The 11,479-nt window shown below is 59.5% G+C and carries 9 protein-coding genes and 1 pseudogene; 4 read left to right on the forward strand and 6 right to left on the reverse strand.

All coding sequences use genetic code 11. From position 1 onward, the window contains the following. Positions 1 to 427 precede the first annotated feature (427 nt). A complete protein-coding gene (locus F8N12_RS20960; RefSeq protein ID WP_150582102.1) occupies positions 428 to 865 on the reverse strand; it encodes a hypothetical protein in 438 nt (145 codons plus the stop codon). A 104-nt stretch (positions 866 to 969) separates the two neighbouring features. On the opposite strand from F8N12_RS20960, the gene F8N12_RS20965 reads away from it, so the two are divergent. Continuing rightward, positions 970 to 1,410: a universal stress protein gene (locus tag F8N12_RS20965; RefSeq protein ID WP_150582103.1), complete on the forward strand. Its 441-nt coding sequence runs from the start codon at positions 970 to 972 to the stop codon at positions 1,408 to 1,410. A gap of 178 nt (positions 1,411 to 1,588) precedes the next feature. Here the strand turns inward: F8N12_RS20965 and F8N12_RS20970 are convergent, their stop codons facing one another. Next, on the reverse strand, positions 1,589 to 3,508 hold the full coding sequence (locus F8N12_RS20970; protein ID WP_150582104.1) for an ATP-binding cassette domain-containing protein: 1,920 nt from the start codon (positions 3,506 to 3,508) through the stop codon (positions 1,589 to 1,591). A 213-nt stretch (positions 3,509 to 3,721) separates the two neighbouring features. On the opposite strand from F8N12_RS20970, the gene F8N12_RS20975 reads away from it, so the two are divergent. Next, on the forward strand, positions 3,722 to 5,650 hold the full coding sequence (locus tag F8N12_RS20975) for a transglycosylase SLT domain-containing protein (protein ID WP_150582105.1): 1,929 nt from the start codon (positions 3,722 to 3,724) through the stop codon (positions 5,648 to 5,650). Between the two features lie 66 nt (positions 5,651 to 5,716). On the opposite strand, the gene F8N12_RS20980 is transcribed toward F8N12_RS20975, so the two are convergent. The 3 genes and pseudogenes from F8N12_RS20980 to F8N12_RS20990 all read right to left on the reverse strand — a co-directional run bounded on the left by F8N12_RS20980 (position 5,717) and on the right by F8N12_RS20990 (position 8,577). Continuing rightward, complete coding sequence (locus F8N12_RS20980; RefSeq protein WP_318189656.1) at positions 5,717 to 5,971, reverse strand: Fic family protein; 255 nt, start codon at positions 5,969 to 5,971, stop codon at positions 5,717 to 5,719. Between the two features lie 255 nt (positions 5,972 to 6,226). Continuing rightward, a pseudogene (locus F8N12_RS20985) lies at positions 6,227 to 6,684 on the reverse strand (REP-associated tyrosine transposase). A 114-nt stretch (positions 6,685 to 6,798) separates the two neighbouring features. Then, positions 6,799 to 8,577 (reverse strand): ABC transporter transmembrane domain-containing protein, encoded by a 1,779-nt coding sequence (locus F8N12_RS20990; protein WP_150582106.1) that lies wholly within the window; start codon positions 8,575 to 8,577, stop codon positions 6,799 to 6,801. Positions 8,578 to 8,832: 255 nt separating this feature from the next. On the opposite strand from F8N12_RS20990, the gene F8N12_RS20995 reads away from it, so the two are divergent. Beyond that, positions 8,833 to 9,012 (forward strand): PA1571 family protein, encoded by a 180-nt coding sequence (locus F8N12_RS20995; protein ID WP_150582107.1) that lies wholly within the window; start codon positions 8,833 to 8,835, stop codon positions 9,010 to 9,012. Between the two features lie 183 nt (positions 9,013 to 9,195). Here the strand turns inward: F8N12_RS20995 and pdxB are convergent, their stop codons facing one another. Then, positions 9,196 to 10,338, reverse strand: a complete 1,143-nt coding sequence (gene pdxB / locus F8N12_RS21000) for a 4-phosphoerythronate dehydrogenase PdxB (protein ID WP_150582108.1) — start codon at positions 10,336 to 10,338, stop codon at positions 9,196 to 9,198. Between the two features lie 333 nt (positions 10,339 to 10,671). Here pdxB and F8N12_RS21010 point away from each other — a divergent pair. Continuing rightward, on the forward strand, positions 10,672 to 11,479 hold an 808-nt coding region (locus tag F8N12_RS21010), incomplete at its 3' end, for an MATE family efflux transporter (RefSeq protein ID WP_150582110.1).

Raw genomic sequence — 11,479 nt, forward strand, 5'->3', positions numbered from 1 at the left:
TTTGCGGTCACTTTCATACCGCTCATACTCAAAACACACGAGTGCATGTGCGGCCATTCATAGGATTAATAGTTAGAAAATTCGCCCTAAATTCGCGGCAGCATTTGTACGAGGCGCTACGCTGTTGGGACTTGGCGAGAGATTCAACGTTCAGCAAACGCCAAGCGAGGATTTGCCCATTGAAGTTTCCGGCCTGCCTGGCCACCCGCGCCCGACGATGAATGTCGGGCTTTTTATTGCCTGAGCGCCTGCCCAGCCCTGTAGCAGCTGCCGAGCCTGCGAGGCTGCGTTCGGCTGCGTTCGGCTGCGCAGCAGTCGTATGATCAAGCGCCTGAAGGTTCCTGCCCGACTGCGGGGCTCAATTCACGACGACCTGCTCGTCGAACGCAGCCTCGCGGAGCTCGGCAGCTGCTACAGGGTTTTGGGCTCAGGCGAGGGCTTTGAGGGTGGCATCGATTTGTTGCAAAACCGTCGCTTCGCCCTTCTCCCCCCAATACAAGGTGATCATCTGCTTGTCCGCCTCGACCTTGTAAACATTCGCCGGCAATTTTTCGAAATGATTCAGGAACGTCCGATCCTCGCAGACTTCCTGCCACTGATTGACCCAGACGCCCGGCGATTTCTGCCAGTAACTCCAGCACGCCGGCTGATTGCCACGGCGTGGCCGATGATACTGCGCGCAGGGGCTTGGCGGCTCCTGGCTGAGCCAGTGTGGCCAGTCCTGCGGCGCCAATTGCATGGCCAAGCCGATGCGTCGGGCTTCCATGCGCAAAGCCATGCGTCCGCTCTGTCCACGGGACGGACGCAACCACGCCAATGGACTCAAAACCACCAGCAGGATTGACACCACTATCCAGACCGTCATATCTGTACTCCCGATTTTTCGTGTGCGCTTTGAATCAGCTTGAAATCATTGCGCTTGAAACCAGCCATACTTACCCACATTGCAATCCTCAGGAGGAGCACCTCATGCCCTACCACCATATTCTGGTCGCTGTAGATCTAACCGAAGAGTGCGATCCTGTAATCCACCGCGCTCGCGAGCTGTCGGTGAGCAACGGCGCGAAGTTGTCCCTGGTGCACATCGTCGAACCTATGGCCATGGCCTTCGGTGGCGACGTGCCAATGGATCTTTCGCAGTTGCAGCAACAGCAATTCGATCAGGCCAAGGAGCGCCTCGAGCGGCTGATCATCAAGTACCCTGAACTCTCGAAAGAGTTCAGCCACCTGACCTACGGCCAGCCCCGCCAGGAAATTCATCACCTGGCCAAAGAGCAAGGCTGCGACATGATCGTGGTCGGCAGCCATGGCCGCCATGGTCTGGCGTTGCTGCTGGGCTCAACCGCCAACGACGTGCTGCATGGTGCGCCTTGCGATGTGCTGGCGGTACGCCTGGCCAACAAAAACTGATTAATGTGGGAGCGGGCTTGCTCGCGAAGGCGGTATAGCATTCAACAATCAAGTTGCCTGACTCGCCGCCTTCGCGAGCAAGCCCGCTCCCACACTGGATCTGCAGCGCCTTGTAGGTCGGCATACAAAAAGCCCGGCGCTCATCGCTGAACGCCGGGCTTTTTCATTGCCGGATCAATCAGGCATCCAGCTCGGCCCAACGTTCGACCATCGCGTCGTGCTCTGCCTGCAATTGCTCCAGTTGGGCGATCACTGCAGCGGTTTCTGCAGCCGGGCGCTGATAAAAACCACCATCAGCCATCTGCGCTTCGACCGCAGCAATCTGCTGTTCCATCGCTTCGATCTGCGCCGGCAACATCTCCAGCTCGCGCTGCAATTTGTAGCTGAGCTTCTTCTTCGCGGCCGGTGCTTCGACTGCAGCGGCAACAGGCGCAGCATCGGCTGTGACGACAGCAGACGTCAGGTCGGCCTTGCCGGATTTGCTTTCGGTCACGCCCAGCAGGCGCGGCGAGCCGCCCTGACGGATCCAGTCCTGATAGCCACCGACGTACTCGCGAACCTTGCCTTCGCCTTCGAAAACCAGGGTGCTGGTGACCACGTTGTCGAGGAATGCCCGGTCGTGGCTGACCATCAGCACAGTGCCGTTGAAAGTCAGCAAGACCTCTTCGAGCAGTTCCAGTGTTTCCACATCCAGGTCATTGGTCGGTTCGTCGAGGACCAGCAGGTTGGCTGGCTTGCTGAACAGTTTCGCCAGCAGCAAACGCGCACGCTCGCCACCGGACAGCGCCTTGACCGGCGTGCGGGCACGCTGCGGGCTGAACAGGAAGTCGCCGAGGTAACTGAGCACGTGGCGGCTCTGGCCGTCGATATCGATGAAGTCGCGGCCTTCGGCGACGTTATCGATCACAGTCTTTTCCAGATCCAGTTGATGGCGCAACTGGTCGAAGTACGCCACGTCGATGCGCGTGCCCTCCTCCACGGTGCCGCTGGTCGGCTGCAGGCCGTTGAGCATCAGTTTGAGCAGCGTGGTCTTGCCGGTACCGTTGGCGCCAAGCAGGCCGATACGGTCGCCGCGGGTCAGGACCATCGAGAAATCCTTGATCAGGAACGGACCACCCGGATGCGCGAAGCTCACGTTCTCGAGGACCATGACCTGTTTGCCGGACTTGTCGGCGGTGTCCAGCTGAATGTTGGCCTTGCCGGTGCGCTCGCGACGCTCACTACGCTCGACGCGCAATGCTTTCAATGCGCGGACACGACCTTCGTTACGGGTGCGACGGGCCTTGATGCCCTGGCGGATCCAGACTTCTTCCTGGGCCAGCTTCTTGTCGAACAGCGCGTTGGCGGTTTCTTCAGCGGCCAGCGACGCTTCCTTGTGCACGAGGAAGCTGGCGTAGTCGCCGTTCCAGTCGATCAGGCCGCCGCGATCCAGTTCGAGGATGCGGGTCGCCAGGTTCTGCAGGAAAGAACGGTCGTGCGTGATGAACAGCACGGCGCCCTGGAAATCCTTCAGCGCTTCTTCGAGCCAGGCGATGGCACCGATGTCCAGGTGGTTGGTCGGTTCGTCGAGCAGCAGCAGGTCCGGTTCGGAAACCAGGGCCTGGGCCAGCAGCACGCGACGACGCCAGCCGCCGGATAACTGGGACAGCGTCTTGTCGGCCGGCAACTGCAGGCGGCTCAGGGTACTGTCTACCAGTTGCTGCAAGCGCCAGCCGTCTCGGGCTTCGAGGTCGTGCTGGACGTGCATCAGCTTGTCCAGGTCGGCGTCGGTGACGATGTTCTGGCTCAGATGGTGATACTGCGCAAGCAGTTCGCCGACGCCGTCCAGGCCTTCAGCCACTACGTCGAACACGGTCCGCTCGTCGGCTACCGGGAGTTCTTGCGGCAATTCGCCAATCTTGAGGCCAGGGGCACGCCAAACGGAGCCGTCATCGGGCTTCTGGTCGCCCTTGACAAGCTTCATCATGCTGGACTTGCCAGTGCCGTTGCGGCCGATGATGCACACCCGCTCTCCACGGGCGATCTGCCAGGACACCTTGTCCAACAACGGCGTAGAGCCGAAAGCAAGGGACACATCGCTGAATTTGAGCAGGGTCATGAGCTTCTCCAAAAACCGGGCGCGCATTCTACCTGACTTGAGGCTTCAGAAGGCCGGCAATTTCAACTTACCAGCACTCTGCATTAGAAATGTTGCGAACTTGTGCAGACACGGCCGCAAAGCTTTCGCCCGTCGCTGGCAAAAGGCTAAGCTACAGATTATTCAGTGTCGGCCATGCCGGTACTTGTCATGATTTCTCTGCCCGGATGTCTCATGCGCAGTCGCCTTTTCAGTCTTTTGTCGTGTTTTCTTTTATCCGCCACTGCCGTTCAAACCGCCCAGGCGGTGGACTTGTCCACCCAACGCCAATATTACGATGAAGCCAAGCGCGCGTTGGCCAAGGGCGATACCGGCCCGTATATGCGCTACAGCCAGGCGCTCAGCGATTATCCGCTGGAACCTTATCTGGCCTATGACGAACTGACCGCGCGCCTGAAAAGCGCGAGCAATGCCGAAATCGAGAAATTCCTCGCCGAGCATGGCGACCTGCCGCAAGCCAACTGGATGAAATTGCGCTGGCTGCGCTGGCTGTCCGAGCGCGGCGACTGGGCGACCTTCGTCAAGTATTACGACCCCAAGCTCAACTTCACCGAACTGGACTGCCTGAACGCGCAGTATCAGATCGGGCATAACCAGAAATCGGAAGGTTACGCCAGCGCCAACAAGCTGTGGCTGACCGGTAAATCCCAACCTGCTGCATGCGACGCGCTGTTTGGCATCTGGGCTGCGGAAGGCCAGTTGACCGAACAGAAACGCTGGGAGCGCGCCAAGCTCGCTGCCCAGGCGCGCAACTATCCGCTGGCAAACAGCCTGGTCAACGGTTTGACCAGCCTCGCCCCGCGCGGTCGTTTGCTGATTGACGTGGCGCAAAAGCCCGAGCTGCTCAATCAGCCATCGCGCTTCATTCCCGCCGACGAACCGATGTCCGACGTGGTCAGCCTTGGCTTGCGCCGACTGGCCCGCCAGGACCCTGATAAGGCCATGGCCCTGCTCGACGGCTACGCCAGCAGCATGCACTTTTCCCGAGATGAAAAAGTCGCGATCGCCCGGGAAATCGGCCTGACCCTGGCCAAGCGTTTTGACGGGCGTGCGCTGGAAGTCATGACCAAATACGACCCGGAGTTGCGCGACAATACGGTGTCGGAATGGCGCCTGCGTTTGCTGTTGCGCCTGGCGCGCTGGGACGATGCCTATCAGCTGACCCGACGCCTGCCACCTGACCTGGCAACCACCAATCGCTGGCGATACTGGCAGGCGCGCAGCCTGGAACTGGCACAACCGCAAAATCCGGAAGTGCAGAACCTGTACAAGAACCTGGCCCGGGAGCGCGATTTCTATGGATTTCTCGCAGCCGACCGCTCGCAATCGTCCTATTCGTTGAACAACAGGCCGTTAGTGATGAGTCAGGCCCTGATCAACAAGGTGCGCAACACGCCGGGCGTACGTCGCGCTCTGGAATTCCATGCGCGCGGGCAGATCGTCGACGGTCGTCGTGAGTGGTATCACGTCAGCCGTCACTTCAACCGCGACGAAATGGTCGCTCAGGCAAAACTGGCTTATGACCTCAAATGGTACTTCCCGGCGATCCGCACCATCAGCCAGGCGCAGTACTGGGACGACCTGGATATCCGCTTCCCGATGGCTCACCGCGACACCTTGGTGCGAGAAGCCAAGGTGCGTGGTCTTCATTCGAGCTGGGTGTTCGCCATCACTCGTCAGGAAAGTGCGTTCATGGACGATGCCCGCTCCGGCGTCGGCGCCAGCGGCTTGATGCAATTGATGCCGGCGACCGCCAAGGAAACCGCACGCAAGTTCAGCATTCCATTGGCATCGCACCAGCAGGTGTTCGATCCGGACAAAAACATCCAGCTCGGCGCGGCCTACCTCAGCCAGGTCCACAGCCAGTTCAACGGCAATCGCGTGCTCGCCTCCGCTGCTTACAACGCCGGCCCGGGCCGCGTGCGCCAGTGGTTGCGCGGCGCGGATCACTTGAGCTTCGACGTTTGGGTGGAAAGCATTCCGTTCGACGAAACCCGGCAGTACGTGCAAAACGTGTTGTCGTATTCGGTGATCTACGGCCAGAAGCTCAATTCGCCACAGCCGTTGGTGGATTGGCATGAGCGGTATTTCGATGATCAGTGAGGCTGGTTTCAGGCGCTGACAAAAATGCCCGCATCGATTGATGCGGGCATTTTTTTGGTGATCGAATTATCTTCCTGAGGCCGCTTCGCCCAACGCAGTCAGTCGATAGCGCTGCACCGGACTTCTAGGTGATTCAGGATTTGTCATTTCAATCAGACCGGCCGCTAGTGCCGGATTGAGGTAATTGGCCCTGAACGTCGCCTTGTGCGCCAGTCCGAGCGCTGCCAGCAGATCGCTCACCTTGAGTGGAGCGCTGCCGCGAAGGGTGCGAAGCAATTTGTTTACTTGGTCGGTTACTTGGTCGTTTACTTGGTCGGTCATAATTTCAGATCCGGCCGCTTCCCCAAGCGCAAGACTCAATGCCTGCAACATGAACTCGACAAAAGGCGACGCTTCGCCCGATTGATCCGCCGCCGTAGTAGTGACTTACTGTCAGAATCTTAGGTCCCCAGAGTCCCGAGTAGTGAGCGGCCACTAGATCAAAAAGATCTTCCGAACGCGGCCCGAGCCTTCGGCAGCTACGGGTTGTACGTCATTCCACTGTAGGAGCTGCCGAAGGCTGCGATCTTTTGATCCTCAAAGCCAGATAGCATCCCACAGCGGATATTCGCCGAGTCGTTTGGCCAAGCCGGCTCGCAACGGGTTCATGACTATGTACCGCGCGGCATCCTTAATGTCCTCATCCCGGCGTAACGCGCGATCGTAGTACCCCCGTTGCCACAGGCGCTGCTGAATACCGCGTTGAAGATTTACAGAGCGACTGCTTCTGGATTTAACGCGACACATTAGCTCAGACAATGTGCACCTCTTAACTCTATCAGCCAATGCAAGTGATCCGGCATCACGACCCATGCCATTGAGGTTACCAACGAGCTTTCGTCGGCTTCGCGTAGTTGATCAACCAATAATCGCCCTGCGTGCCAATCGGCGAAGACAGGAAGACGACGATCAGTGACAACCGTGAGCAAGTAAATTCGGACTGATTCGGAAACGCGATCTTTGCGTAGGCGACATCCATGTGCGGCAACGGGCATTCATAGCCCTCCTTGATTATGCGAGTAGCTAAGGTTAGCTGAACGACTTGCTTTGATTGATCTATGCGTTTTCCTGATGTTGCGGAAAGGAAAGATCGCAGCCTTCGGCAGCTCCTACGTGAGAACTTCATGGCCAGTGTTGCCATCACTAAACTGCAAAGCCGCCAGTCGCGCATACAACGCATTGCTCGCAATCAACTCCTGATGCGTACCGACCGCCACCAGTTTGCCCTGGTCCATCACGACGATGCGATCGGCGTTTTTTACCGTGGCCAAGCGGTGGGCGATGACCAGAGTGGTGCGGTTTTTCATCAGGCTGGGCAGCGCTTGCTGGATCAGGTGTTCGCTTTGCGCATCGAGGGCGCTGGTGGCTTCGTCGAGCAGCAGGATCGGCGCATCGACCAGCAGCGCGCGGGCGATGGCCAGGCGTTGGCGCTGGCCACCGGACAAACCGAGGCCGGCGTCGCCGAGGTGGGTCTGGTAACCGTTGGGCATTTGCTCGATGAAATCGTGGGCGTAAGCGATTTTCGCGGCGTCCTTGATCTGCTCGAGTGTTGCCGTGGGATTGCCGTAGCGGATGTTTTCTTCGATGCTGCCGAAGAACAGCGCCGGGGTTTGCGAGACCAGCGCAAAGCAACGGCGCAAATCCAGCGGATCGAGCTGCGTCAGGGGTACGCCATCGAGCAGAATGCGGCCGTCTGCGGGATCGTAAAAACGCAGCAGCAAGTCATAGACTGTCGATTTACCGGCGCCCGAGGGACCGACCAGAGCAAGCGTTTCACCGGCCCTGATGGTCAGATTCAAGCCATCAACGGCGTAACTTTCCGGTCGCGAAGGGTAGGAAAAACGCACATCCTGCAGAACCAGATCGCCCTTCACGCGCTCGGGCAGTGTCACCAGCCCGCTAGTCGGCGGCTGAATGATATTTTCCGAGCGCAGCAATTCGGCGATGCGCTCAGCGGCGCCGGCAGCGCGTTGCAATTCACCGATCACTTCGCTCAGCGTGCCAAACGCGCTGCCGACAATCAGGCTGTAGAACACGAAGGCCGCCAGCTCGCCTGCGGAAATTCGCCCGGCGATCACGTCCATGCCGCCGACCCACAGCATTACGCCGACCGCGCCGAGCACCAGGACAATCACCAGCGTGATCAGCCAGGCCCGCTGGAAGATCCGTTTGCGTGCGGTGTTGAACGCTTCTTCTACCGTCGAGGCAAATCGTTGCTGGTCCTGAGGCTGATGGTTGTAGGCCTGCACGGTCTTGATCTGGCTGAGGGTTTCGGACACATAACTGCCGATGTCGGCAATCCGGTCCTGGCTCAGACGTGAGAGGCTGCGCACCCGGCGCCCGAATATCAGGATCGGCGCGATCACCAGCGGCAAGGCGACCACGACGATGCTGCTGAGCTTGGGGTTAGTCACGAACAGCAAGACAATGCCGCCGATAACCATCAGAAAATTACGCAGAAACATCGACAGCGAAGAACCGATCACCGATTGCAGCAAGGTGGTGTCGGCGGTCAATCGCGACTGGATCTCGGAGCTGCGGTTGTCTTCGTAGAAACCCGGGTGCAGGTAGATCAAATGGTTGAAAACCTGACGGCGGATGTCGGCGACCACGCGCTCGCCGATCCAAGAGACCAGATAGAAGCGCGCAAATGTACCCATCGCCAGACCGACCACCAGAAGCATGAACACGCCGATGGACTGGTTGAGCAGGTGCGGCGACTGGGTCATGAACCCCTGATCCACCAGCAACTTGATCCCCTGCCCCATGGACAAGGTGATGCCGGCGGTCACGATCAGCGCGAGCAAGGCTCCCACGGCGTGCCACTTGTATGGCAGAACGAAGCGACTGGCCAAGCGGATCGCGCGACGGTAACGGGCAGAGAGCATGAAGTTTTTCCGGGATCGCATGGATGGGTCAGTTCGAGGACTGTATGGGGTGGAACTCTGTAAATCACAATGAGTCAGGTTAATTATGACCGCATTGACTAGGTGCTAGACGCTATCGGTCTAAAATCCGGGTGGCAACCGAGCGGCATTTCTGGTGGACTGTACCGGCCGTCGCGCAAAGATCGCAGGGAGATGTCATAGCCCGGTCACCTGACGGTTTTACAGTAAGTACACAACCTGATGAGGAGACAGGCCATGTCCTTGCAACACAGCAGCAACGACAAGATTGAAGTGATCCGCACGCAGCCAGACCAGTCTCTGGGTTGCTCGATTATTGATGAGCAGGGGCGCGAAGTACCGATCACTGAAAGCATGATCCAGGACGCCTGCAGCGAACTGGAAAAGCGATTGGTCAAGCCTGCCGAACAAGAGTGATGTAGCCACCGTATTTCTGACCCGGCCTGATTGCCGGGTTTTTTGTGAGTGTTATTTGAGGGTGCTGCGCACCCTGTCACGGGCAACCGGATCGCCGCACGCATGCACAGCTCATGTGCTCACTTCCAGGCAACGCTAATCTTGTGGGAGCGTGGCTTGCCCGCGAATGGGCCAACACGTTTTCTAGACAGCCGCAGCCCCCAATGCCGACACAATCTTCAGCAACTCAGCCGACTCCCCCTCAATCCGCACCTGCAGCCCATCAATCTCCCGCCGCGACGGGTACTGTTTGCGCAGAACGTCGAACGCCGCACGCTGTTCGGTCACGCTGCCCACCAGACTGCGGCGGAAATCCGCATCGTCGCGGCGCGGGTCGTACACACCTCGGCACAACATCGCCAGCGCCCAGGCAGGATCGGTGCCTGCGTGCAAAGTCACCTGCGACAGCCACGGTTGCGGCAGCAGATCGTTCAAACTGACCGATGCCGGTTGCCCGAGAAAATCGCAGTACGCCCGATAAACCTGCGCCGTACCGCGCTGCTTGCCATCCAGGCTGTAACCGGCAATGTGCGGCGTCGCCAGCACGCACAACTCAGCCAGCGCCACATCGACCTCAGGCTCGCCTTCCCAGACGTCCAGCACCGCTTGCAAATCCTCGCGCTCCAGCAACACCTGGCGCAGTGCAGCGTTATCAACCACCGGCCCTCGACTGGCGTTGATCAGCCAAGTACCGGATTTGAGTCGATTCAAGCGACTTTTATCAAACAGGTGCCAGGTTGAACCGCTGCCGTGTTTCTTCAGCGGCGTATGCAGACTGACCACGTCGCACTGCTCAATGATCTGCTCGAGGCTGACATAATCGCCTCCTTCGGCGGCTTCACGTGGCGGATCGCAAACCAGGACCTTCCAGCCCAGCCCCTGCAGAACCTTGACCAAGCGACCGCCCACTTCACCGGCGCCAACGACGCCATACGTGCGCGAGGCAAGGTCCACGCCCTCGATTTCAGCCAGAGTGAGCAAACTGCCCAGTACATAATCGACCACGCCGCGGGCATTGCAACCGGGGGCGCTGGACCAGGTGATGCCGGCCTGTTGAAAATAGTCGAGGTCCAGATGGTCGGTGCCAATGGTGCACGTGCCGACGAAGCCCACCTTGCTGCCTTCGAGCAAAGCGCGGTTCACGTTGGTCACCGAGCGCACCAGCAGCACGTCGGCCTGGGCGACGGTCGCGCGGTCGATCGAGCGTCCCGGCACCCGGCGAATTTCGCCGAACCCTTCGAAGAAGGCATCGAGCAGCGGAATATTTTCGTCGGCAACTATCAGCATGGGCAGGCTCCTTTGGCGGACCGGCAGTGTAGGCGCAGATGACTGTGGTGGGCCAGCGGGCATTGGGGGCATTGGGGGCATTACTCGCACTTGTGGCGAGGGGACTTGTCCCCGTTGGGCTGCGAAGCAGCCCTCAGGTGTATCTATTGAAACCGGGTCGCTCGCATGGGAGGGGACTGCTTCGCAGCCCGACGGGGACAAGTCCCCTCGCCACAGGGGTCGAGACACGTTCGAAGGTGATTACAAATCGCTAACACAGGTCTTTTCCTGACCGATGCGTCAAGGCGTAGAATGCGCCGCCTTTGTGCATAAATTTTTCTGGACGCTCTGCCCTTGAATTCCGTGACCGAACGCTCTGACGCCGCCCCCCTCACCCGCCCTGCCCGGGTTCGCCTGGAGCTGAAAAACCTGCTCGGCCTGGCGCTACCGATCATGGTTGCGCAGCTGGCGACGACCGCGATGGGTTTCGTCGACGCAGTGATGGCCGGCCGAGTCGGGCCGCGCGATCTGGCGGCGGTGGCCCTGGGCAACTCGATCTGGGTGCCGGTATTTCTATTGATGACCGGCACGCTGCTGGCGACCACGCCGAAAGTCGCCCAGCGCTTCGGTGCCGGCACCCACAGCGAGATTGGTCCGATCGTGCGCCAGGCCCTGTGGCTGGCGCTGGTCGTGGGCGTGCTGGCGACCGCCATGTTGCTTGGCGCCGAGCCGATTCTGCACATCATGAACGTCGATCCCGAACTGATCGGCCCCTGCATGCAATACCTGCACGGCATCGCCAGCGGCTTGCCGGCGGTGGCGATTTATCATGTACTGCGCTGCTTCAGTGACGGGCTCGGGCGCACGCGGCCGGCGATGGTCCTTGGCCTGTGCGGGCTGGCGCTGAATATTCCGCTTAACTACATTTTCATTTATGGCCATTTTGGCGTGCCGGCCATGGGCGGCGTCGGTTGCGGCTGGGCGACGGCCATTGTCATGTGGGTGATGGCGCTGGGCATGGCGGGATGGGAACGCTGGGCGCCGGTGTATCAGTCGAGTCAACTGTTCAGCCGTTTCGACTGGCCGCAATGGACGGTGATCAAGCGTCTGCTGAGCATTGGTTTGCCCATCGGCATCGCGGTGTTTGCCGAGTCGAGCATCT

This window comes from Pseudomonas fluorescens, from assembly GCF_902497625.1.
Taxonomy (GTDB): Bacteria; Pseudomonadota; Gammaproteobacteria; order Pseudomonadales; family Pseudomonadaceae; genus Aquipseudomonas; species Aquipseudomonas fluorescens_BQ.